The following is a 22,054-nucleotide window of genomic DNA, read 5'->3' as shown; positions in this document are numbered from 1 at the left end:
TCCGGTCTGGACCTCCGGCCGGCACAAATTCGGACAAGTCCGCACGCGACAACATAGGTATTTTGTATGGGCGCATAAGCAGCACTCATGCGTTCGAATCAGCAGCATCCGCGAACAGACCGGCAGCAAAAGGGCCTGCGTCGCAACCGCCTGGGCGACGACAGCCTACGCAGCATTGTTTTCGCCACTGGACTGGCGAAGCCAGGCAGAGCCGCACAACGTGTCTTGAACACAAAAACAATCAAAACGCCGGCTGCAATCACCACGCTAGAGGAGAAGCAATGAAGGTCTGGAATGCGCACAGCGCACGAGTGCTGTCGGCCGCAATGTTTGCGGCCGTCGGGCACGCGGCGTTCGCCAATTCGGCGATCGTCTACTACAAGCCGGCAACAAGCTGGACAACCACCAACATCCACTACGGCGTGAACGGCACCTGGACAAACGTGCCGGGCGTCGCAATGGACAACGCCTGCACCGGCTGGAAGAGCAAGACGGTCGACGTCGGCAGCGCAACGAGCTGGCAGGTCACCTTCAACAATGGTGCCGGCACCTGGGACAACAACGCGGGCAAGAACTACACCGTCGGCACCGGCATCGTCACGATCAACAACGGCGTCGTGACCACCACCTCGCCGTGCGGCGACATCACACCGCCGACGGTACCGACCGGGCTGACCGCCGGCACGATCGCGTCGACCTCGGCGAGCTTCAGCTGGACGGCTTCAACCGACAACGTCGGCGTTGTGGCCTATGACATCTTCCGCAACGGCTCGAAGATCAATTCGAGTACGACGACGAGCTTCACCGACACCGGCCTGACCCCCAACACGGCGTACAGCTACACCGTGTCGGCACGCGACGCCGCGGGTGCGAGCTCGGCACAGAGCACGGCCTTGCCGATCACGACGCTGCCGGCAGGCACCAACAGCGCGACGGTTTACTACAAGCCGGCTGCCGGCTGGACGTCGATCAACATCCATTACGGCATCAACAACACCTGGACGACGCCACCCGGCGTGGCGATGACGCTCGCCTGCACCGGCTGGTATGCCAGGACGGTCAGCCTGGGCGACGCGACCAGCTTCGCGGCGACCTTCAACAACGGCTCCGGCACCTGGGACAACAACGGCAGCAAGAACTACACGCTGGGCACCGGCAACGTGACGGTCAGCGGCGGCGTGATCGGCGCTGGCAACCCTTGTGCCGGTGTAGACACCAAACCGCCGAGCGTACCGGCCAGCGTCATCAGCACCGGCACGACCGCCAGCTCGATCAGCCTGAGCTGGGCTGCATCGACCGACGATGTCGGCGTAACCGGCTACAACATCTATCGCAATGGCGCGAAGGTCAATTCAAGCGCGACGCCGAGCTTCACCGATACCGGACTCGCCGCCAACACGGCTTACAGCTACACGATCTCGGCCTTCGATGCGGCAAAGAACGAAAGCGCCCAGAGCGCACCCCCGCTGACCGTCAGCACGCAGCCGGCCACCGACAGCAGCGCCGTCGTGTACTACTACACCGGCACGCGTGGCTGGAGTTCGGTGAACATCCACTACGGCCTCAACGGCACCTGGACGACGCCGCCCGGCACGGCCATGAACGAAGCCGGCTGTACCAACTGGGTCAAGAAGACCGTCAATCTCGGCGCGCTGACCAGCATGAAGGCGGACTTCAACAACGGTTCGACCTGGGACAACAACGGCGGCATCGACTACACCATCAACGCCGGCACGACCACGGTTAAAGATGGCGTGGTAACCACCAACGCCGCGGCACCGTGCGTCATCGACACCACGCCGCCGAGCAACCCGACGACGCTGGCCGGTACCGCGGACGGCACGACCGTGACGCTGACCTGGGTCGCCTCGACCGACCCTGAAAGCCCGACGATCACCTACGTGATCACGCGTACCGGCGGCAGCGGCGCACAAACCTTCACGGCCACCACGAATCGCTATGTGGATTCGAGCGGTGCGCCGAATACCACCTACAGCTACACGGTGGTGGCGAAGAATGCGACCGGACTCAGCTCGGGCGCGAGCAACACGGCGCCGGTCACGACCGGCAACCAGACGGTGCCGAAGAAGACCTTCAGCTGGGACAACGCCACGGTGTACTTCCTGCTGACCGACCGCTTCGTCAACGGTGACACGACGAACGATCGCTCGTATGGCCGCGAATCCGCCAAGGACGGCACGCCGTTCAACAACCGCCTCAGCGACTTCCCCGCGACCTTCCATGGCGGCGACCTGAAGGGCCTGCTCAGCAAGATCAACGAGGGCTACTTCGACAAGCTGGGCATCAACGCGATCTGGATGAGCGCGCCGTACGAGCAGATCCACGGCTTCGTATCGGGCGATGGCCACAAGCACTACGGCTACCATGGCTACTATGCGCTGGACTTCAGCAGCATGGACAAGAACATGGGATCGCGCGCCGACCTGCAAGCCGTGGTCGACGCCGCTCACGCCAAGGGCATCCGCATCGTGATGGACGTGGTGATGAACCACGCCGGCTACGACACGCTGAAGGACATGTGGGAGTTCGGTTTCGGTGGTCTGGTCAACGGCTGGGAAAACACAGCCTTCAAGACCGACGATCTGGTCGACTACAACACCCACATCAAGCCCTACATGGATCCGAACAACGCCAACTGGTCGCAGTGGTGGAGCCCGGATTGGCTACGTGTGAGCAACGGCCTGGTGGGCTACAGCGCCTGTACCGGCACCGACGGCCTGACCGGCTGTGTCGGCTACCTGCCTGACTTCCGCACCGACAACTTCTCCGCAGTCGGCCTGCCGCCGCTGCTGGTGAACAAGTGGACCAAGGAAGGCACGCTCAACGAGAAGAAGGCTTCGCTCGACGCCTGGTTCTCGCAGACAGGCCGCCAGCGCACGCCGGTGAACCACCTCGTCAAATGGCTGACCGACTATGTGCGCGACTTCGGTATCGACGGCTTCCGCGTCGACACTGCCAAGCACGTCGAACTCGCCAACTGGAAGGTGCTCAAGGACGAAGCCCAGCGCGCGCGCCGGGACTGGATCGCCGCCAATCCGGCCAAGGCCGCCCTGCTCACCGGTGACACCGATTTCTGGATGACCGGTGAAGCCTGGGGCCACGGCACGGATCGCGACGGCTATTTCGACAACGGCTTCGACTCGATGATCAACTTCAACTTCAAGGGGGCCGCCAACAGCCTCACTGGAATGGAGTCGACCTACGTCACGCTGGCCGGCGTCAACACCGACAACAGCAAGCCGTACAACCTGCTCTCCTACATCTCCAGCCACGACGTGGGTCTGTACGACCGCGCCAACCTGAAGACCGGCCTCGCCGCGCTGCTGATGGCGCCTGGCGGCGTGCAGATCTTCTACGGCGACGAGAGCGGGCGTCCGAACCTTTCGTGCTGTGGCGATCACGTGTGGCGCGGCGACATGAACTGGAGCTCGCCGGACACGGCCGCCCTGGCCCATGCGCAGAAGCTCGGCAAGTTCCGTAACGCGCACGTCGCGGTCGGCGCAGGCAGTCACCAGAAGCTGGCGGACTCGCCCTACACCTTCGCGCGCACCAAGGGCAGCGACAAGGTCGTCGTCGCCTTCGGCGCCAGCGGCAATGTGTCGATCAGCGTCGCCGGCGTGTTCGCCGATGGCCTGCTCGTGCGCGACGCCTATACCGGCGCCACCGCAACCGTTGCTGGCGGCCGCGTGAGCGTTACGGCAGACAGCAACGGCGTCGTGCTGCTGGAAGACGCCGCTACGGTGCAGTAAGCCGCAAAACCAGCCGTCCCCTAGGGTGGCTGGCTGCAGGGCACGGCCCCGCCAAATGGCGGGGCTTTTTCATTGTCGAGCGCCTGCGCTCCCAGCACAGCGCTATTGGAGCGCGCACTCACCCCAATCGACGCTCGTGCCGCTGGTGAGCGTGTCGAACCCGGCGAACCGAGGCTGGCCGACGCAGGCGCAACGCGTGTCATGGCGTGGCCGCCCCCGCAGATCAATCAGCGTTCAGGGTGCCAAGGAAACTCACCAGGTCGGCGATTTCAGTCTCGGTCAGCTCGATCGGTGCCCTGCCGGCTTTCGGATCATCTTTGGAACCCTCGTGTCGATGGCTCAGCTCTGACCGTCCAATCACCGCGTGGGGCGCAGCGACATAGTGGCGCACCACACGCTCCAACGAGGCGAACTGCCCGGCGTGCATGTAGGGCGGACGCTGCGCCACACCGCGCAGGCCCGGCGTCTTGAACGCACCTTCCAGCGCTGGATCGTCGGCCACCATGAATTGAAGTTCCGGGCATTGCGATGCGCCGGCATCGTTGAACGGCCCCCGACAATTGAACTCGTCCCCAAGTACTTTCTTCGTCGCGGCCGCGCGCCCGCGATCCGGCGCCGTCGCGTTTCGGGGTGGCACCCCAGTGTTGTGAAACTGCTGATCCGTCAGGAGCGGGCCATTGTGACAACTCACGCATTGTCCTTTGCCGATGAACAGCCTCAAGCCTCTGACTTCGTTGGCCCGCAACATGCTGCGGGCCGCCGGGGCGTCCGTCACCACGGCGTCGACGTAGCGATCGAAGCGCGAGGGCTCATGCCGCAGGGACTTCTCGTAGGCGGCGATTGCCTTGCCGATATTCGCGAAGACGCGCGAGACCTCGTCGCGGCGGCGCGCACCCATCGCATTCCACGCAGCCTGAGCGACCGCGTCGCCAAGCGGGCTGGCGTCCAGCGGGAGGCCCTCCAGATCAGGCAGCGCACCAAACAGGGCCTCGTAGTCCTTGCGATAGTTGGCTGCGATGAGCCGCGCATAGCGTGTGCGGGTGCCACCGTGCTCTACGGCATCCTCCAGCGGCCCGAGCGCCTGGGACCACAAGCTGTCTTTTCGCCCGTCCCAGAACAGCCAGGTGCTGTAGGCCGCGCCGACAATCGGCATCGCTCGTCGCGAGCCGGCTCCGACGCCCTGTCCGACCGGCAGTCCGTCTTGAAACTGCTTGTCAGGGTCATGGCAACTGGCGCACGAAACCGCCCCGTTGCGGCTGAAGCGGGCGTCGCTGAACAGCCGCTTGCCGAGATCGATCGCAGCCGGCATTTGCTCCACTGCATTGGACGGGTCGGCCGGAGCGGCGGGCAGGCGCGTTAGGCTCAGCGACGCCAACACCTGCTTTTCCTCCGCGCTCCAATCGTCCGCGCCGGAGGGCTCATGCAGATACCCGGCGCTCGCCAGCGTGACGGCCGAGAGCACGCTGGCGGCGAAGACAACGCCGAACATCCGCATTGCGGTTGTGGATCTGGCCATGGTCGTAGCCCCCGGGGTTCTCAGCGACCGGCCGATTCGGGCACGACCGTGTTGAAGGTGACCTTGTCGGCACCCTCAGAACCGTCGATGGCGAGCTTGATCTCCCACCAGCCGGTCATGCTGAATTTCATGCCCTCGATCAGGTAGGTGCCGTTCGGCAATTCCCGCGTCACTTGCGGACGCGTCGGCAGACCATGGCCGTGTTGCGGCATACCGCCATCAACCTTGATTTGCGCATGGGTGATCGGCGTGCCCGCTGGCGACGCAAGCTTCACCTGCCATGCGTGCATCTGGTTGACCACCACCGGCCCTGCAGGCGGCTGAAGTGTGACCACGTACTTCTTGCCGACGCTGGTATGGGTCAACGAGGTATCGAGATTGGGCGGCAGCGCCGAACAGGCGGTGGCGGCGGCAAGCGCAAACGAAGAAATGGTTGTGGTGATGAAGCGATTCATGGCGACTCCTGGATCAAGTGGCGACGGTTGAAAGCGGTCCGACCCGTCACGCAAAAGCGCGACGCGACGGATGCACTCTCGTACCGCGCCTGCCCCGGCGACAGCGGGATGCGATCAGATGCACACCAGCGTCCGGCAACGGTAGCTCCCGGCTGCCGAATGGTTTGCCGTGTGGATCCGCGCTACATCCGATCTGGTAGCGCACTCACCGGAGCCCCTGCCCGCGTGATGAGCCAGGTGCCCACCATGCCGCCTGGTCGATGCCATCAACCACTGCAGGCCCGGAATCGGCGGTTCGTCTCAGCCTGATTTCACCGACCGGGGTATCCGGCGAGAGTGAGTGCCATCGAGGGCATCCCGTCCTCGAGCAAGCAAGGAGTCTGACCATGAACGAAACCCAGCAAGCATCCCCCTGCAACTGCACCGAGTGCCCAGGCGAGTCCTGCGCATGTGGCTGCCGGCAACCCGCGCAGGACGCATGCGCATGCGGTGAGAACTGTGCGTGCGGCACAAGTTGCGCATGCACGAAGGGCTGAGCGCCGGCACGCCCCGCGCCCAAGCACGCGGGGCACTTCAAGCTTGCCTGGAGTAAGCGATGAGAGGCCTGATGCGAATGTTCGCGCGGCTGGTCGCGCGCCTACGTCCAGTCAGTTACGAGGAGCGATACCTTGCACGGGCGGCGGACGCACACGATCTGGAGGCAAGGCAACGTCGCCTTCAACAACAGCAACCCTGAGCGTGAGCCCGTTCGGCAGCGTGTGCCGACGGGCCCCGCGCGCGATGATTTACATCGGGCGGAACAGATGCCCGAATGCACGGCTGACCTTCACCAGCCGATCCACACCGCGAATGCGCAAGCTGTAGAGCCCGTTCTCTTCGCGCGTCGCACTCAGGATGAAGTTGGTGTTCACCATGACGCTGCGATGCACCTGAATGAAGTCGGTTGAATCGATACGCGCCATCAGTTCGCGCAAGCTCATTCGCACCAAAGCCTCGCCGAGGGGCGTCACCACGTTCACATACTTTTCGGTGGCCTCAAAGTATGCAACGTCGGTAACCGGAATCATGCGCACGGTGTTGCCCACCCCCGCGCGGATGACCTTGATTCGTTCCATCGCATCATCCGCGGGCTCAGCGATCGCCTGTACCCGCTGCATCAGCGCCGCCATATCCCCGACATGCGGTGATGCCGCGCGTTCGCTCAGCCGCTTCTTGAGTCGCTCCACCGTCTGCAGCAAACGCTCAGGCGTGGCCGGCTTGAGCACATAGTCGATCGCCGCGCGCTCAAACGCCGGCACGGCAAATTCATCGTACGCGGTGACGAATACGAACAGAGGCTCGGCCTTGGTTTCCGGCCACTCGTCCGCCACCGCCTCAGCCACCTCGATGCCGGTGCGGCCCGGCATCTTGATGTCGAGAAACATCACATCGGGTGTGTGTGCCAACGCGAGTTCGGTGGCCTGCAAACCATCCTCCGCGACACCGCAGATTCGGAGTTCGGGCCACACCTGTTCGAGCAGGCGGCGCAGGTTGCGCGAGAGAACGGGTTCGTCCTCCGCGATGACGGCGGTAGCTGGGGCAACCGTGGACATGGATGTCTCCTCTACGTGTTCTGGGTGCGACAAACGCGGCCTTCAGCGGGGAATGCGAATCACGGCGCAAACGCCGCTTGGGACTCGACGCTCAAGGCTCAACTGTGCTGCGGATCCATAAACGGCGTGCAGGCGATCACGCACATGCTGCAGCCCGTAACTCGTGCCTGCGGGGCGTGCAGCAATGTCGGCCGCGTCCTGCTCATCCGCGGGCAGGCCGAGGCCACTGTCGCTGACGCGGATTTCGATCCCCGAGTCAGTCAGGCTCGCGGCGACCTCGATGCTGCCGGCACCGATCTTGGGCTCCAGCCCGTGCTTGATCGCGTTCTCCACCAGCGGCTGCAGCAACATCGGTGGCACCAGGGTGTCCGCCAAGCCAGCCGGCAAATCGAGCCGAAAGTTAAGACGCGGCCCCATGCGCAAGGACATGATGTCGAGATACGCGCGCAGTTGCGCGAATTCGCGGCTCAAAGCCACTGCTTCCGTCTGCGACGCCGCGAGCGCGCTGCGCAGATACACGATCAGCTGATCGATCATCGACTCGGCACGGTCGACATCCTCCCGAATCAGCGAGCGCAAATTGGCGAGCGTGTTGAAAAGCATGTGGGGATCGAGTTGTGCGCGAAGCAGGCGCAGCTGTGACTCGATCGCCAGCCGCTGCGCCTCGGAGCGGGCCGCCGCCTCCTTGGCGAGTTGCTCGCGCGTGGCGTAGTAGTACAAGCCGAGCCCCCCCACCAGCACGGTGAAGATGATGGGCGACAGGCTGATCCGTTGGTTGCCGACCATCTGCATCGGCTCGCCCAAGAGAAGAAAGGCGATCTGGTGCCCTGCAATGAAGCCGGTCGGGATCGCTATCAGGCCGGTAACAACCCATCGGGTCATCGGACGCAGGCGCGCCAAACGTTGAGACCGCCTGAGCGCCAGCACGCAGGCGACCATCGTGATGCCCACGCATTCTGAAAACATCAGCACCCGGGGGAAGGAACCGAGGCCAGGCGCCAGAAAGTACAGCAGCGTCGCCGCGAGCGCCCATACCAGGGCGGAGAAGACCGTGGCCTGCAACGCGTCGCCGAACGTCTCGGGCCACAGATAAGGATGTCGATGCGAGGTAAGTGGCATTTGGGGCTGCAGGCTGGTTTCGGCGAGGGAAGTTGAAAACGCCGTGTCACTCTAGATCCTGGACCAACCGCCGCCAAGCGAGCGACGACGAAGCCGCGCTTGACTGTCCGCGAACGGTCGGTTTCATCGACCGAGCGGTCTTGAGTACCGACCGGCGGCGATCTCGCGCGCTGCGCAGATCATTCCAACGGGCGCCCCGACTCGCGTTCTCCGTGGTGGCAAACGCCGGGTGCTGCGTTCACCCGGCATGGTGGCGCACTGCCCCGGCCACGACCATCGCACGCGCGCTGCGACGGCTCAGTCGAGTCTGCCGACCGTTGCCGCACCGAAACCAGCGGTTGGTCGCAACCGACTGTCGCCCCGCGCGCGGGTCGCCGAAAGTGCACACCAGCCGCAGCAAATCGCCTGACGCGGCTCGGACGCAACTTGGCGATGACGACGCGGAACTCGCACGACGACACCGCTCCGACGCGCCCGTGTATGCAGGTGCTCGCCACACTGATTGATGAGACCCATCGGTCGGCAAGGGCGCTGACCGAGGAACCGCTGCGGCGCATGCCGTTTGCCGCCGAGTCACGACGAGGCGCAGTCGGACACACGCGTGTGCCACATCGACTTGAGGCGCCCGCTCTAACGTGAGGAGATCAGGAATGGAAAGCTTTGTTTCAGCGTTTGTCGGCGGCATGGCCGGCGCCCTGCTGATGGATGCCACCGAGGCATTCGCGGCGAGATTGGGCGTCACCAGCGGCGTGAACGTAGCCTTGCTGGGCCGCTGGTTCCTGAGCTTGCTCGGCGGGCGCTTTACCCACAAGGACGTTCGCGAATGCCGGCCATTCAAACGCGAGGCATGGGCAGGGTGGGCCTTTCATCTCCTTGTTGGCGGCGGCGGTGTCGCGCTGCTCTATCCATTGTTCTTCCACGGCGCTGGATTGCCACACCCGGACAACGATCTGCTAGGGGGCATGATCTTTGGTCTCGCGACTTCATTGCTGCCGTGGTTCGTGCTGCTACCGTCCTTCGGTTGGGGCGCTTTCGGGCTGCGCGGGCCGGCGGGTACCAATGCCCTGCTTGCAAGTCCGCTGTCCCACATCCCCTATGGGCTGGGCGTCGGCGTTGCACTCGCATTTGCTCGCCATATCGGGTAGCGCACACCGCCATGCACACGCTATTGCCCGCTCCGATGGCGCGAAGCAGCCACGCACCGGCCAACAACGCGAGCGTATCGATGCGCCGACATGACCGGACGACAAGCTCGCCTCTTACCCCGCAGCTTAGGTACAACTGAACACGGCTGCCCCACGCAACACAGGACATCACACCATGCTGATCCCCACTCTGGCCTCCGAACGCCTGGACCTAGTGCCGCCAGACCAAGACTGCGACCTGGCTTACCAACGTTTCTATACCGACGCCGAGGCGTCAGCGGCCTACGGCGGCCCGCTGACGGCCGCCGCCGCGTGGTCCCGCCTTGTCTATGACCTCGGTGCTTGGCACATGCAGGGCTTTGGCGTCTGGGCCATTCGTCGGCGCGCGGACGCTTCAATTCTGGGCGTATGCGGGTTCTGGCAGGGTCGCGGGTGGCCGCGGGAGCTCACATGGTGGCTGCTTCCCGAGGCAAGGGGCCAGGGTTACGCACTGGAAGCCTCTCGCCTGGCCATTGAGCACGCCTACGACAAGTTCGGCTGGGAGTCGGTCACGACGTACACCGCAGACGACAACGCACCTGCAAAAGCCTTGATTGCCCGCCTCGGCGGCGTTCGAGTCACCCGGCCGATGTTCCCCGACGGCCACGAACGGGATGTCTATCAGCTTCCGCGATCCGCCGGGCCAAACGCCACGCCATGAACCTGAAAGCTGCCGCGCCAGAGCGCCTGCCGTGCCCAGAGGTGCGTTCGACAAACCGCAGACGCCACGTACGCACATGCGTGAAGCACTGACGGCTACCCGCCGGAATAGGGATTGGGGCCCACCTCTGCGCGCGAGCCAATGCCCAGAGAGCCAGGCATTCGCGCAGTGTTTCGTCCTAATAGAGGCGCAAACGGCGGCTGTGCAACGAAGCGGGCGTCGGGCGGCCGATGCGCTCTTGAGCGGCGACTAAAGCTGCAAACGGACGACGGTTTTCACGCTCTTCGCCCTTCGGCGTGCAATAGAGGTGCAAACAGTGTGCTCAGCGCCGTGCGGATTCCGGCGGAGTCAGCGCGTAATACCCCGAAAAGTGATCCTTTCCGGCGCGGCGAACAGTCTGCCGAGTGCGTTACGTGCCCCTTCGGCCAGGATCGGCAACGCATCCTCGCTAGGAAGCCGATCGTCAAGAGGCTGCTCCCGTGCCAATAGCGGACCTTCATCGCCGTAAGGGACATGTGACCCGTTTTGCAGGCGAGCGGACTGGCCTTGCCTACCCAGCCGGGGGCTGTCGGCACATGTGGTCGCAAGTCCATCGGGGCGCCCACTCGCAACAGGTATACGCAAAAATGAAGCTTCAGCCTAGCGATAGTGGTTGTCCTCTCATGATCCTGTTCCTCGATTTCGACGGAGTGCTACACCCGCTCAACAAGGCGGAGAAGTTCACCAGGACGCATCTACTGGATACCTTTCTGGCCGAACAATGCGACGTAGAGATAGTCCTGTCGACCAGCTGGCGCCAGATATTCCCCTTGGCTGTGCTGCGTTCAAAACTCTCTGCCACGATTGCCGAACGCGTGATCGGAGCAACGCCGATCTTTTCGCGGGCAGCGCTGGAGCCGGCACCGGCCGCCGTGCGTGAGCGCGAATGCCGGATGTGGCTTGACGCCAACGGACGAACGGACGCCGCATGGATCGCATTGGATGACGAACCCACGTTGTTCGCGACGCGAGAACGGGTGATTGTTTGCGACTCAAGGGTTGGTTTGACGCCGGAGAGTATCGAAGCGTTGCAGCAACACTTTCGTGCGTCGTGAGGGGACGCTTTTGCACCCTAGCGCCCATCATTCCATCTCATAAACTGCAAAGGCCACTTTGACCGGCGACGTGTTACTCGGCCCCAAGAAGCCTATCGTTCCATTATCGTCCGAGTTTGAATGCCTGAGATTCGGCCAAAGCGGTCAGTCGACGTTGCGACGATCTGCTCGCCAACGTCAGCTAACGAGCATCTCCGCACTCATCGACGTCCGGCCATGAACGGAGGTTCTAACGAATCGAGACCGTCCAATGCTTGCCAACCGAAACGGTCGTTCAAGACCGCGCCGCCAAGCGGAATTTCCCTGTATGCCTCAGAGTGAGCCAAGAACGTGTCAAGGGAAAGCGGTGCGATCCAAAATCACTGCTTGGCATACCAGTCTGGGTGAGTTGGGCTGCGCGGCGCCTTCAGTTTAACTAACCCGCTCCAGCGCAACCCTGCAACACTTACTGCACCTCCAAGCAGAATGACTAGGCCTTGCAGAAGACTTGGCATTCCCTGGAGCATCTGCGTTGTGGCGTTGGGAAGCAATGCGCTGCCCCAAGGGCTGAACCCGCCGGTGAGGTGCCAGTAGGCAGTAAGGCAACCACTGAGAATGACCTCTAATAGGACCGCGGCAAGTGCGGTCCTGGCAGTCAGAAACATTGTCAGCAAAACAGGCCGCTTGGGGGGGCGGAGCACATCATAGTTCGCGAACACAAGAACGCCCAAAGCCAGATGAAAGAACGTGAACGTCGATAGGATGCTCGCGACGAGAGCGGCATCGATCCATTGTGCGATGTCGAACGCCTCGCGTGGGTCGGCCAAGGCGCGCAGGCTCGCCGAGGAACTCCCCGTGCCAAGGAGAGCGCCAACGAAGACCGTCAGGATCGCGGCGTAAAGGTACGTGAGGCGATACGTCAAACCGCCGCCGTGATGCGAAAGCACCGCGGCGGTGCGGTATACGTGTAATGCCATAACCAGGACGAGTGAACTCTGAAGCGCAAGGAGTGCAACGCCCAACCACACGTTCGATGGCGACACTCGCACAATCCACTCCATAAACTCGTCCATCGTATGCGCCGTCTGCAATGACTCATTGTGTCCAAGCGCCGGTAGGTCTTCACTGATACGAGCTATCAGAAGTGACACACCCCCAAGAAACGCGACGTCCATCCGCCCCCATGATGTTTGCGATTCAAGCTGCTTGGCACGCTCGCTCGCGCTCGGGTGCATTGAGAGGAGGCGCCACTTGTCGCCAAGACGAGGTAATACTGAGCCAGCCCTGAGCAGGTCCGTCAGCACACCGCGATACCCAAACTGCGCTGCGCGCTCGTCCGCCCTGAACTCACGTAACCGAATGAAGTGACGCTGTACCAGCCACACCCCCGCAACAGCAGCCACATCGTTGCCACCGTTGCTGAAGGCGTTTGGGAGGTTTTTCTGGATAGCGTCCACCACCCCCATCCCGTGAGCCGCATATACTGGCCATATATGGCACACGTCCGACCAGAACTTGATTTGCAAGCCAACGCAGTTCGCAAGCATTAGCAGCGCATAACTGACGAAGAGCAGCCAGCCCAGAACCGCATAGCTGACGTCACCGCTTTCGACATGGGAACACTCGTGCGCGACGATGGCGCGGGCGCGTTCGGGGTGTTTGCGAAACAACAACCGCAGCCCGCCCCCCAAGACTATCCGGCTCTCGCCTCCGGTGGCTAAACAAAATGCGTTGGCGTCTCCAAAGTTTGCGGTTACGACGAAATTGCAGCGCCCTGGAGCGATTTGCCCACCGACCTCACTTGCCTCCTCGGCGAACGATGGATCTGCCGCGGGCAATGGTTGCAGCCCCAGAGTGTATGCCGCCCTCAGCTGGCGCCAACACAACAGCACCGCTGTAAGTAGTAGCAGTGCGACGAGTTGAATTGCTTCGGCCAACTGTGTGGCAGCACCCCAACCAATCCAAGTCGCAACACCAAATGCACCGAACGAGATCGACTGAGTGACGTCGAACAAGATATACCCGGCGACAAGGGCTAAACCTGCCTTTGTTTCGTCCGGGAACTTCAGAGGATCTAGGCGGGGCGCCGCCGCCATGACTACACGGACTTCTCGATCGCCAGCTGCGTGACGACCGCGTTCGCTATCGCGTCTGCGGTCGTCGGAGAGAGCCGTCTCTCGATCACCGCAACACGAATCGTCTCGTGCAGGTGCGCAGCGTCGATGGGTGGAGATGTAGGACTAGCGGTCTTCGCGGCAAGGCGCCGCTCGACCAGCTTCTTCACCACTTCTTTACCGACGTCTATTGACGCGTCGAACAGTTTTGGCATCGCACTACTCATGGCAGCGAGAACGATCGGGAACAACGTGATTGCCATGCTTTGCACACCGACGAGGTCGAAGTCGAACGCGCCAGGCACTCTTCGGATCCTGCCCCATTGCTCGGCGGCCGACTGTGCGATGTCCGGAACGAGTTCTGTCTCTGCTGGTTCAAGGATCGCGACAGCCCGGGCCGTGGCGGCCCACGCTGCGATGAATCCTTCGGAAATCATGGTCGGTGACGTCATAAGTCAGGGCTCCAGCTTCACGTGACAGCTTCTTCAATATTTAGTCAGTGCTTACCAACACTGCAAGACTGGATATCGGCGCCAGTCTCATACACCGGCGCGATTTGCTTAGCCCAGCCAAGCAGATCAAAGCCCCTCGACATGCGCCAAGCATGTTCCATGGATTCTGCTGATTGCTGGTGCGACCGCCGCGCTCGTCCGCGCCTCGGCCGCGCCGCACGAGGCCATGATCTCGCCCATGGTGCCATTCGAGGAGGGGCTCGATGGGATACGGCGGCACCATGATGACGGCGATGAACGAATGGCGTTCTAGCGGGGGAATTGCAGTTTCTGGCAGGTGACATCTGTCGACCTACGCGAAACAATATCCCTCTGACCGCAAATGGAAGCTACCTTCGACACAACTCAGGATCCTGCAGTTCAGTTTCAATGAGGCCAGCGGCTACGTTCAGGCCAAACGCTAATCGGGCGTTGTGAGCGCTGGGGCCGACGGTCCCGCACTAAGCTCTGCCTTGGGCCCGCGGCCATACCTCGCAATCGAGTTCGGATTCAATCTCCAATATAGATGCCCGCCTCAAGTTGGTCGCGAACAAGTTTGTGTTCCCGTCCCGTGGCGTGAGGATGTCTGGCTGGTCGCTGGTTTCTATCGCGAGCAGGCGGCTCCCGTTAACCCGAAGGCTGGGGATATCTACTCGGACCGCGCAAAAAGAGCCGTCAAAAACTGGCTTTCATGGCCGCCAACATGGTTGCCACCGCGCAAGTAGAGTTGGAGCACGTCGACATTCCGCAATACCTGCCAGGATTGGGATCAAATCAATAACTGGCATTTCTGGGATCGCATACTGTGGGCTCATGACCTTACAGGACCAAAGCAATGGGGCAAGCCAAGAACCGCGGCTCTCGCGAACAACGAATCCAGGCTGCGCAAGAGCGCAAGGCTGCTCTTCGTCCGACAGCCTTGGCATGTAACGACTGCGGCGCCGCCATCACTGACTTCGACGAGCTCGACACGCGAGGCCTTCGGGGGATGGAGGCCGCTTATGCCGGTATCTGCCCTGGTTGTGGGGCAGTTACGCATGCGCTAAAGGGAGATCCCGAAGTTGTGGCCGCCTTTGCCGAATTCCTCGAACAGGAGCACGGAGAACTGAACATGGGCGCTCAGTCGAAAGACGGCCAGCGCGTTGCTTAGCGAAATGGAGATGAATGCATGATCGCTAGACGCGGCGAACGGGTTTGTCTGGCTGTGGGCGCCCGGGTCCTTCTCGAGTGGGATGACTCCCGAACCGAGGAGACGATCTGCTGTAGTTTGCAATCCGGCTGTCACAGATTTAAGCAGACCGCTCACCTACCACAGCACGCGGGCGACCAGCCAATTGCTCCCTGCTTATTGCTGCCGACGACGAGCAACTGATTAGGACTCGTACGGCAGGCTTAACCAGCCCCTGTAGCGCTACTTTCCACCCCCCTCTCGTCTACGAGCCTCGGCAATGCACGAAACACTTTCTAATCTCTGCGGAGAACTTGAACAGCTCTCCGCCTCGGTCCGGGCGGTCAACGTTGAATCACGCGCTATTTCCGTCGCCACAGGCAACTGGAGCTTTCCGGCGGTTTCTTTGGGCGACTTGGCGTATCGAGCAGAAGTCCTCCAGTCCTACATCGAAACGCACACCACCGAGGATCTTGGGGAGTTGGTGGGGATACTGGATGCACAGGTCACGCGACTCCGCTTTTTGCGAGCGAACACGGTCCCTCAGCTCTGGGCCAATGCAGCCCAAGCGGTCCCGGCATACACCATCACGCTCGATGAGCTTGAACGTGATTTGCACGACGCTCTCGCGCCGGTACCCGAGCGTCAAGCGAACGAGGCCGCTTCGGCGATTCGCGACCTCCTTCAGCGGATCCGTAACATCGAACTGCGAACGAACGATGTTGAGCCGCGAACGACCTCGCTCGCGGAGATGGTCACGCGAATCGAGCAGGCTCACCGAACAGCCGATCGTTTGCCGGAAACTCTTGCAGACCTTGCTGAAGCCAACCAGAAGATTTCCGGCCTGAAGGTTACGGCCCAGGGCCACGTCGACGCACTCGAGCGCTCTTCGTCGCAGGCAACCGCCGATGCGTCGGTGTTGGCTGAACGGCTCGAGGAAGCGGAGAGACTTGTAACCCAGCTGCGTACGCTGCACCGCGTTGGGACCTCAACCGTGTTGGCCGGAGCGTTCCAGAATCGTGGCTTTTGGCTTGGCGTGTCGGTCTATCCGTGGCTCGGGGTTCTGATCGTCGCTCTGGCTGCATGCGGATATGTCGGCATGGAACGGATGAAGACGATCTCCGCCCTTCTGGCCGCACCAACAATCACCTGGCCGTCGATCTTCATGCATGCGTGGCTTGGCGTCGTCGCAATCGGCGCCCCTGTCTGGCTCGGGTGGGTTGCTACCAAACAGATCTCACAGCGCTTCCGATTGGCTGAGGATTATAAGTTCAAGGCTGCCATCTCGAATGCGTACGAGGGGTATCGCAGCGAGGCGGCGTCTCTCGACGAGGATTTCAAGAAACGCCTCTTTAGTTCGACGCTCACTCGCCTGGACGAGGTTCCCCTGCGGTTGGTCGAGCAGGAGACCTTTGGTAGCCCACTCCATGAGGCCGTCAGCCAAAGGCCCGGCTTTTGGGATGTCATGCTTCAACTGGTGTCGCGTGGCCGCGCCGCGCCCGTCACCGGCGTCACCAGTGGCGAAGCGACCAAGCAAGAAACCGCGAAACAGGAGTGAACAGTGGGACAAGCAAAGCGCCGCGGTTCGCGCGATCAGCGAGTCGCCGAACGACTTGGGCTCATCGAGCGATCGCTCGATGACATCAAGAAGGAAACTGGGATTCCGTCGGAAGCGCGATTTCTCGGCTACGGCCTGCATCTGGAGGCGAGCGACGAATTCTTGGCGCTGCTTGAAGACCTCCCTGATGTGTTGAAAAAGGGCTGGGTCAAAGATCCTCAAAATGCCAAGGTGTTCGGGTCTATCAGAGAGGCCTTCAATGCGACTCGTTTGTGTGAACGTGCGTACGTTGTGGGACAGTTCGATACGGCAGAACAGACCTGGGTGGCTCCTGTTGCCGGAGGCGCCAAGTAGAGGTATCAACGTTTGGAGTGTTGTCCGTTTTGGCAGCCGTCGCAATCGCAGGGGCGGCATCACTGTGACCGCCGGTGGGAGTGTTAATGCTCATCTTCTGTGTTGGCATCGTGTTCAGTGAGACCGTCAATAAGGCCTTTCTGACCGGATCGATCTGTTGGGTGGTCGTTGGTATCCTGCTTGGTATCGCAGCACGTGCGCTGTTGAGCGCCTCATCGTCTTTTGCCCTATTGGTGGACAGTCTGCCAAACGCCTGTCCCATGGCCAACCCGATCTACTGCGTTGAGCGCAGGACAATGTCAGCATTCGTGAGATTCTGACGATGACGTTCTCTGTGGACTGAACGGCCGAAATGGGTCGTCCGTGTACGGTGACGAATGGCTGCTTCCGGGAAGCGCAGCTTCAGTGACCGCATTCCGGCCCTGAAATCGAGGAGAGGTCAGTCCGAGCCCGACCCCGTAAGGACATAGACCCTCGTATGCTGTGAGCGGCGGAAAGTTGAGCACAGCGGTCGTTCAGAACGGGGGCGGATGAGTCCTTTTCGGCCTTAGCGGACATTCATGCCATCGTGCTCTGTGAGCATGCGAACGTCAGCTTTGAAACCCCATTGTCGCCAGGATCCGACCCAAGGGCGTCACTCCGACCGAATAGGATGTTGATCCCGAAATCGACGTAAGCGGACTTTCCGAGGAAGGGCGATTCAGATAGGTGTCGGGCTGCTACCGCCAAGAGTTCCAGGTCACCTTCGAAATTCAGGACTCATCGGGATCAAAGCACAGAAGATGCTGCTTGAGCTTCTTGACCTTGTGGCCGAGCGTCGTTTGCGCAGTCGCTACCTTCTCCTTTTCCAACAACGCCGCTTGATGTGCTGTGCCTCCAGACAAGTACTTCAGTAGCTCGCCATTCTTCTTGACCAGGCGCCAAAGCGGCACTGCACTAGATTGGGCCACAATGGCCCGCAAGGCTTGCTTCGTTTGGAACGGGCAGACCGCTTCCACACCGGCCCGGCGTGCTAGTTCGCCACGAAGAAGGTCTAGCGTCGTTACCATGCCGGCTGGAACCTCATTGACTACCTGGGCAACCGTGTCCGGGCTGGGCAAGAGCATTCGCCCCGAGCATCCGAAGAACTTCTCGCGTTCCGTTGCAATTGCCACGACTTCGTCCTTGAGCATATGCTTGGCGACTCCTTACTTACGCTCACAAGGCCCAACGTTTGACATGAGGTGCGGCCGCGGGCGATAGCCCTTGGGCGCCGCTCTCGATGGAGGGGTTTGGCCACAGTCGCGTGCTCGACCCTGCTGTCTCGGTCATTGGCCAGCGGGCGGTTGCCAAAGTTCTACCTTGTTCCCTTCAGGATCGATGACCCAGGCGAACTTCCCGTATTCGGACTCATCGACCTTCTCGAGGACGTTGCAACCTTCTTCGCGCAAGGCTTTAACTACCGCGTGGAGATCCTCCACGCGGTAATTGACCATGAACGTGGCTGAGCCTGGCGAGAACTGATCGCTTTGCGCCGAACCAATGGACCAGATGGTTGTTCCCGCGGTTGGATTGCCTTCTGCGTCGGTCCAGGTGAAAGCGGTGCCGCCCCATTCTTGAACATCGATTCCAAGATGGCGCTGATACCAGGCCCGCAGCGCCGGAGCGTCTTTGGCTTTAAAGAAAATGCCACCAATGCCAGTAACTCGCTTCATAGAACCTCCGAGGATAGGGGTCTGCGAAAGGGAGCGAATTTGCTGCCTGACGGTTGAGCTGAGCCGACCACAGAGGCAAGGTGCCCTGGCCGACGGGGGCAACATAGTACTGGGACCTGGGCGGCCAGGGTGCTTTGCCGGAGCGGGTCGGCTCGAGCGAAGGGTTGGGCCGCAATGTTGCGGCATTCCTCAGCGCTTGCGGATGAGCTGAAGCTGCCGAAGCTGGCCCTCCAACTCTGTTGCGCTGGCCCAAGGAAGAATGGGCGAGTTCGCTCTTTCATCCGGTGGATGCGAAGGGAGTTCAGCGGACCAGCCACCGCAGCCAACCAGTGGCAACAGCGGGCGCTTGTGCAGCCAGGCCAAGCAGACCTCCGAAATGGTGCCGGCTCGACCCCCAATCACGATGCATGCGTCACCGGCCAGCGCCATGAGAAGGTTCCTAGCATCTCCCATGCCGCATGGTACGACCACCGTAGCAGGCCAATCGGCGGGTGGCATCTGATCGGGTGGAATGATGCTCAAGACCAAGCCGCCGGCGGAAACGGCACGTTCTGCGGCGATACGCGTGGCGGGGCTTCCGCAGCCACTCACTAAAGTGATGCCGTGAAGGGCCAAGAGCGCCCCAGCCTCGCCCGCGAGCTCATATGCGACAGAGCCCGGCTCGGCACTCCCGAGGATACAGACCTGCGGCTTACGAATTGAGTTCAACGCCACGGCGGTTCCCTTTGCAGACTAATGTTGGACGTCACGGGCGCCGGAGCGCAGCCGACGGAACCCAGATGCGTAGCATTTTGGCGTCCCGTTGACAGACTTGTTAGCCAGGAGCCTAGATGCAATAGACATGAGGCCCTTCGGTTCCGCACGACCACCAAGCTTCGATCTCAGGAAAGAATGTCATCAGTTGCTCCACTACCTCGTCCGGCGTATACCTGATACGCCAGGTTTGAAGCGCCTCAAGCCATGGCTTCCGAAGGTTGAACCAGCAACTCATCGGACCACCTCTCTTTCGTTGCAACCGTCCCCGTTTTGTTCGAGTTTGAACGCCGGATCCCTCGGGCCGACCGAAGTTAAGCACGAAATATGGGCGGTGGTATTTGTCCCACTGAAGTTCAAACTCGTATGTGACCCCGCCATCGCTCTTGCGGAAAACCGTGAACAACGCGTTGTTTGATTTCACACGCGAAAATCCCCGCGCCTCGGCAAACGGATAGAACTTCTGTTTGACGGTCTCGCGTAGCGGATTGGGCATGGGGTAGTGGCTAACGTTGAAAGTAACCGGCACCGGAGCGCCAGCGGAGGGAACCCAAACTGCGCAGCAGTTTGGGTGTCCGGTTGACTGCCTTGTTAGCGCTCGGGTGACATTGAACCGACAGGGTGCGGCCCGTGCTATTTTTCATTTGATCCGGCCACATTGTCGTCTTCGGGGACTGGCTGCTTGCTTGAGGGAGACAGAATGGCACCGAGTATGAGCCACCCGAAAAGCAGGATAGGACCGAGCGGGAGCGTTATTACTCCGAGCCACCCAATACCCATATAGCCGTAGAGCTCTCGACAGAAATGGGTATCTGCTGTCCCACAGCCAAACAGGTGAGCCAGCAACGTAACACCGCCTACAACGAGGTAAGGAAGAAACGTCAAGAGCAAGATAAGGAAGGCTACTGCAAGGTACATCGGATTTGCGCGCTAACGTTGGACGTAACGGGCGCCTGAGCGCAGCGAAGGGAACCAAACTGCGCAGCAGTTTGGCGTCCCGTTGACGGACTTGTTAGAGCGCATTTCGGAGCATGCCCTCAAATGCGCTCCATGATGGAGCCACAGGTGAAGCCGCGGCCGGCTCCATGCCGACAAACGGCAGGCACACGATTGCACCGTTGGGGGCAAGGGCGAACATTTCACCTCCGCCACTTGTAGCAAAGCCGAAATAGCCCGGCGCGTATTCCGACACCTCGTACTCGTGGTTGTATTGCTCCAACTCTTCCGGCGGCCAGAACTCGCAAAGAAACGGATTGGCATCGAGCTCGCAAACCAGTGGTTTTCCTGAGGCGTAGTACGCGATTAGTTCGGGGCTAGGTGCCATTGGTGTTGCGCTCTAACGAATGAAAGGGCATTCCCCATCCCGCGGTGCCGTGTGAGCGGCGTCGCGTTTTGAGTGCCACGATGGGATTGCACAACTCATCGTCATCTCGATGGAGGGGAAGCCCATGAAAATTGTGGTCCTTGGAATCGATCTGGCCAAGAACGTGTTTGCGTTGCATGGCGTGGATGAACACGGCAAGCCTGCCCTTGTACAACCCTCGGTACGACGCGAGAAGTTGCTCGAGGTTGTCGCCCAACTGCCGCCCTGCTTGATCGGCATGGAAGCATGCTCGGGCGCGCACCATTGGGCGAGGGCATTTTCCCGCTTCGGTCACTCGGTGCGTTTGATGGCGCCCAAATTTGTGGTGCCTTACCGGCTTTCAGGCAAGCGCGGCAAGAACGACGCGGCGGACGCCGCTGCGATCTGCGAAGCGGTGCAACGGCCGGCGATGCGCTTCGTGCCGGTGAAGGATGAAGCGCAACAAGCGCATCTGACGCTGCATCGGGTCCGACAAGGCTTTGTCACCGAGCGTACGGCAATGATCAACCGCCTGCGTGGGTTGCTCGCCGAATTTGGTCATGTGCTACCGCTCAAAGCGAGCGTGGTCCGCCGTCAGGCGCGTGCGGCGATCGAGACGCTGCCAAGCTTGGCGCGTGACGCGCTCGAAGATCTGCTCGTCACCATCGCCCAGCTCGACGAACGCATCAATGCCTACGACACCAAGCTACGTCAGATCGCGCGGCAGGATCGGCGCATTACACGCCTGATGGCCCTGCCTGGTGTCGGCGAGACCAGCGCGGGTGCCTTGGTGGCGAGCATTGGCAACGGCCACGAATTCAAGAACGGACGGCAGTTCGCTGCCTGGCTCGGACTCGTACCGGGTCAATACAGCTCAGGCGGCAAGTCACGCCTGGGCCGCATCACCAAAGCCGGGGATGCCTACTTGCGAAGCCTGCTGGTGATGGGCGCTCGTGCGGTATTGGCGCTGGCCGCCCAGCGTGAAGATCGCATCAGCCGCTGGGCGCGCGCACTCGCAGTGCGACGCGGCTACTGGCGCGCCGTGATCGCTGTCGCGGCCAAGAACGCACGGCTCGCGTGGGCCTGCCTTGCACGCGGCGACGCGTTTGAACTCAAGTCCGAGTAACCCGTTTCCCGCCGATCGAGACGGCACGCGTTGATGAGCCAGGGTTGGACCCGCGCGAGGCATGTCCTGTTTAACTCGTGGCGG

The 22,054-nt window shown here is 61.5% G+C and carries 20 protein-coding genes; 9 read left to right on the top strand and 11 right to left on the bottom strand.

What is annotated here, in order from left to right:
- Positions 1-87 precede the first annotated feature (87 nt).
- A complete protein-coding gene (locus HH302_RS00100) occupies positions 88-285 on the top strand; it encodes a hypothetical protein (protein ID WP_172196540.1) in 198 nt (65 codons plus the stop codon).
- Positions 282-3,770, top strand: coding sequence for a carbohydrate binding domain-containing protein (locus HH302_RS00095; protein WP_172196538.1), 3,489 nt, complete (start codon positions 282-284; stop codon positions 3,768-3,770). Before HH302_RS00100 ends, HH302_RS00095 begins: the two co-directional genes overlap by 4 nt.
- 223 nt (positions 3,771-3,993) lie before the next feature.
- Here HH302_RS00095 and HH302_RS00090 read toward each other — a convergent pair whose 3' ends face one another.
- The 4 genes from HH302_RS00090 to HH302_RS00075 form a co-directional block, all read right to left on the bottom strand.
- Positions 3,994-5,259 (bottom strand): cytochrome-c peroxidase, encoded by a 1,266-nt coding sequence (locus HH302_RS00090; RefSeq protein WP_172196536.1) that lies wholly within the window; start codon positions 5,257-5,259, stop codon positions 3,994-3,996.
- Positions 5,260-5,306: 47 nt separating this feature from the next.
- On the bottom strand, positions 5,307-5,741 hold the full coding sequence (locus HH302_RS00085) for a FixH family protein (protein WP_172196534.1): 435 nt from the start codon (positions 5,739-5,741) through the stop codon (positions 5,307-5,309).
- Positions 5,742-6,526: 785 nt separating this feature from the next.
- Positions 6,527-7,333 carry a LytTR family DNA-binding domain-containing protein gene (locus HH302_RS00080; RefSeq protein ID WP_172196532.1) on the bottom strand — a complete coding sequence of 269 codons (807 nt, stop codon included), beginning with the start codon at positions 7,331-7,333 and terminating at the stop codon, positions 6,527-6,529.
- A gap of 42 nt (positions 7,334-7,375) precedes the next feature.
- Positions 7,376-8,452 (bottom strand): sensor histidine kinase, encoded by a 1,077-nt coding sequence (locus tag HH302_RS00075; RefSeq protein ID WP_172196530.1) that lies wholly within the window; start codon positions 8,450-8,452, stop codon positions 7,376-7,378.
- A 650-nt stretch (positions 8,453-9,102) separates the two neighbouring features.
- On the opposite strand from HH302_RS00075, the gene HH302_RS00070 reads away from it, so the two are divergent.
- The 3 genes from HH302_RS00070 to HH302_RS00060 all read left to right on the top strand — a co-directional run bounded on the left by HH302_RS00070 (position 9,103) and on the right by HH302_RS00060 (position 11,391).
- The gene (locus tag HH302_RS00070) at positions 9,103-9,597 is read left to right on the top strand and encodes a DUF2938 family protein (protein ID WP_172196528.1); all 495 of its coding nucleotides are present in this window, start codon (positions 9,103-9,105) and stop codon (positions 9,595-9,597) included.
- A 175-nt stretch (positions 9,598-9,772) separates the two neighbouring features.
- Positions 9,773-10,297 (top strand): GNAT family N-acetyltransferase, encoded by a 525-nt coding sequence (locus HH302_RS00065; protein ID WP_216661729.1) that lies wholly within the window; start codon positions 9,773-9,775, stop codon positions 10,295-10,297.
- A gap of 662 nt (positions 10,298-10,959) precedes the next feature.
- Positions 10,960-11,391: an HAD domain-containing protein gene (locus HH302_RS00060; RefSeq protein ID WP_172196526.1), complete on the top strand. Its 432-nt coding sequence runs from the start codon at positions 10,960-10,962 to the stop codon at positions 11,389-11,391.
- 359 nt (positions 11,392-11,750) lie between these two features.
- On the opposite strand, the gene HH302_RS00055 is transcribed toward HH302_RS00060, so the two are convergent.
- Both HH302_RS00055 and HH302_RS00050 read right to left on the bottom strand, forming a co-directional pair.
- The gene (locus tag HH302_RS00055) at positions 11,751-13,466 is read right to left on the bottom strand and encodes a M48 family metalloprotease (RefSeq protein WP_172196524.1); all 1,716 of its coding nucleotides are present in this window, start codon (positions 13,464-13,466) and stop codon (positions 11,751-11,753) included.
- A gap of 2 nt (positions 13,467-13,468) precedes the next feature.
- Complete coding sequence (locus HH302_RS00050) at positions 13,469-13,936, bottom strand: hypothetical protein (protein WP_172196522.1); 468 nt, start codon at positions 13,934-13,936, stop codon at positions 13,469-13,471.
- An 874-nt stretch (positions 13,937-14,810) separates the two neighbouring features.
- Between HH302_RS00050 and HH302_RS00045 the strand changes: the two genes are divergently transcribed.
- The 3 genes from HH302_RS00045 to HH302_RS00035 all read left to right on the top strand — a co-directional run bounded on the left by HH302_RS00045 (position 14,811) and on the right by HH302_RS00035 (position 17,055).
- On the top strand, positions 14,811-15,125 hold the full coding sequence (locus tag HH302_RS00045) for a hypothetical protein (RefSeq protein WP_172196520.1): 315 nt from the start codon (positions 14,811-14,813) through the stop codon (positions 15,123-15,125).
- A 298-nt stretch (positions 15,126-15,423) separates the two neighbouring features.
- A complete protein-coding gene (locus HH302_RS00040; RefSeq protein WP_172196518.1) occupies positions 15,424-16,701 on the top strand; it encodes a hypothetical protein in 1,278 nt (425 codons plus the stop codon).
- A gap of 3 nt (positions 16,702-16,704) precedes the next feature.
- Complete coding sequence (locus HH302_RS00035) at positions 16,705-17,055, top strand: hypothetical protein (RefSeq protein WP_172196516.1); 351 nt, start codon at positions 16,705-16,707, stop codon at positions 17,053-17,055.
- Between the two features lie 752 nt (positions 17,056-17,807).
- Here the strand turns inward: HH302_RS00035 and HH302_RS00030 are convergent.
- The 5 genes from HH302_RS00030 to HH302_RS00010 form a co-directional block, all read right to left on the bottom strand.
- On the bottom strand, positions 17,808-18,227 hold the full coding sequence (locus tag HH302_RS00030) for an MGMT family protein (protein ID WP_172196514.1): 420 nt from the start codon (positions 18,225-18,227) through the stop codon (positions 17,808-17,810).
- A gap of 135 nt (positions 18,228-18,362) precedes the next feature.
- Positions 18,363-18,749 carry a VOC family protein gene (locus HH302_RS00025; RefSeq protein WP_172196512.1) on the bottom strand — a complete coding sequence of 129 codons (387 nt, stop codon included), beginning with the start codon at positions 18,747-18,749 and terminating at the stop codon, positions 18,363-18,365.
- Between the two features lie 189 nt (positions 18,750-18,938).
- Positions 18,939-19,463: a hypothetical protein gene (locus HH302_RS22670; protein ID WP_216661728.1), complete on the bottom strand. Its 525-nt coding sequence runs from the start codon at positions 19,461-19,463 to the stop codon at positions 18,939-18,941.
- Positions 19,464-19,575: 112 nt separating this feature from the next.
- Positions 19,576-19,998: a hypothetical protein gene (locus HH302_RS00015; protein WP_172196510.1), complete on the bottom strand. Its 423-nt coding sequence runs from the start codon at positions 19,996-19,998 to the stop codon at positions 19,576-19,578.
- Between the two features lie 516 nt (positions 19,999-20,514).
- Positions 20,515-20,826 carry an SMI1/KNR4 family protein gene (locus HH302_RS00010; protein ID WP_172196508.1) on the bottom strand — a complete coding sequence of 104 codons (312 nt, stop codon included), beginning with the start codon at positions 20,824-20,826 and terminating at the stop codon, positions 20,515-20,517.
- A gap of 124 nt (positions 20,827-20,950) precedes the next feature.
- On the opposite strand from HH302_RS00010, the gene HH302_RS00005 reads away from it, so the two are divergent.
- Positions 20,951-21,970: an IS110 family transposase gene (locus HH302_RS00005; protein WP_172196506.1), complete on the top strand. Its 1,020-nt coding sequence runs from the start codon at positions 20,951-20,953 to the stop codon at positions 21,968-21,970.
- The last annotated feature ends 84 nt before the right edge of the window (positions 21,971-22,054 follow it).

The organism is Niveibacterium sp. COAC-50, from assembly GCF_013184235.1.
GTDB classification, from domain to species: domain Bacteria; phylum Pseudomonadota; class Gammaproteobacteria; order Burkholderiales; family Rhodocyclaceae; genus Niveibacterium; species Niveibacterium microcysteis.
This window is presented reverse-complemented; position numbering and strand designations above follow the sequence as displayed.

Coding starts and splice junctions, on each gene's coding strand:
- HH302_RS00075 (WP_172196530.1), bottom strand. CDS start 8,452: ATGCCACTTACCTCGCATCGACATCCTTATCTGTGGCCCGAGACGTTC.
- HH302_RS00045 (WP_172196520.1), top strand. CDS start 14,811: ATGGGGCAAGCCAAGAACCGCGGCTCTCGCGAACAACGAATCCAGGCT.
- HH302_RS00060 (WP_172196526.1), top strand. CDS start 10,960: ATGATCCTGTTCCTCGATTTCGACGGAGTGCTACACCCGCTCAACAAG.
- HH302_RS00090 (WP_172196536.1), bottom strand. CDS start 5,259: ATGTTCGGCGTTGTCTTCGCCGCCAGCGTGCTCTCGGCCGTCACGCTG.
- HH302_RS00025 (WP_172196512.1), bottom strand. CDS start 18,749: ATGAAGCGAGTTACTGGCATTGGTGGCATTTTCTTTAAAGCCAAAGAC.
- HH302_RS00085 (WP_172196534.1), bottom strand. CDS start 5,741: ATGAATCGCTTCATCACCACAACCATTTCTTCGTTTGCGCTTGCCGCC.
- HH302_RS00070 (WP_172196528.1), top strand. CDS start 9,103: ATGGAAAGCTTTGTTTCAGCGTTTGTCGGCGGCATGGCCGGCGCCCTG.
- HH302_RS00100 (WP_172196540.1), top strand. CDS start 88: ATGCGTTCGAATCAGCAGCATCCGCGAACAGACCGGCAGCAAAAGGGC.
- HH302_RS00050 (WP_172196522.1), bottom strand. CDS start 13,936: ATGACGTCACCGACCATGATTTCCGAAGGATTCATCGCAGCGTGGGCC.
- HH302_RS00055 (WP_172196524.1), bottom strand. CDS start 13,466: ATGGCGGCGGCGCCCCGCCTAGATCCTCTGAAGTTCCCGGACGAAACA.
- HH302_RS00015 (WP_172196510.1), bottom strand. CDS start 19,998: ATGCCCAATCCGCTACGCGAGACCGTCAAACAGAAGTTCTATCCGTTT.
- HH302_RS00005 (WP_172196506.1), top strand. CDS start 20,951: ATGAAAATTGTGGTCCTTGGAATCGATCTGGCCAAGAACGTGTTTGCG.
- HH302_RS00080 (WP_172196532.1), bottom strand. CDS start 7,333: ATGTCCACGGTTGCCCCAGCTACCGCCGTCATCGCGGAGGACGAACCC.
- HH302_RS00010 (WP_172196508.1), bottom strand. CDS start 20,826: ATGGCACCTAGCCCCGAACTAATCGCGTACTACGCCTCAGGAAAACCA.
- HH302_RS00065 (WP_216661729.1), top strand. CDS start 9,773: ATGCTGATCCCCACTCTGGCCTCCGAACGCCTGGACCTAGTGCCGCCA.
- HH302_RS00040 (WP_172196518.1), top strand. CDS start 15,424: ATGCACGAAACACTTTCTAATCTCTGCGGAGAACTTGAACAGCTCTCC.
- HH302_RS00095 (WP_172196538.1), top strand. CDS start 282: ATGAAGGTCTGGAATGCGCACAGCGCACGAGTGCTGTCGGCCGCAATG.
- HH302_RS00030 (WP_172196514.1), bottom strand. CDS start 18,227: ATGCTCAAGGACGAAGTCGTGGCAATTGCAACGGAACGCGAGAAGTTC.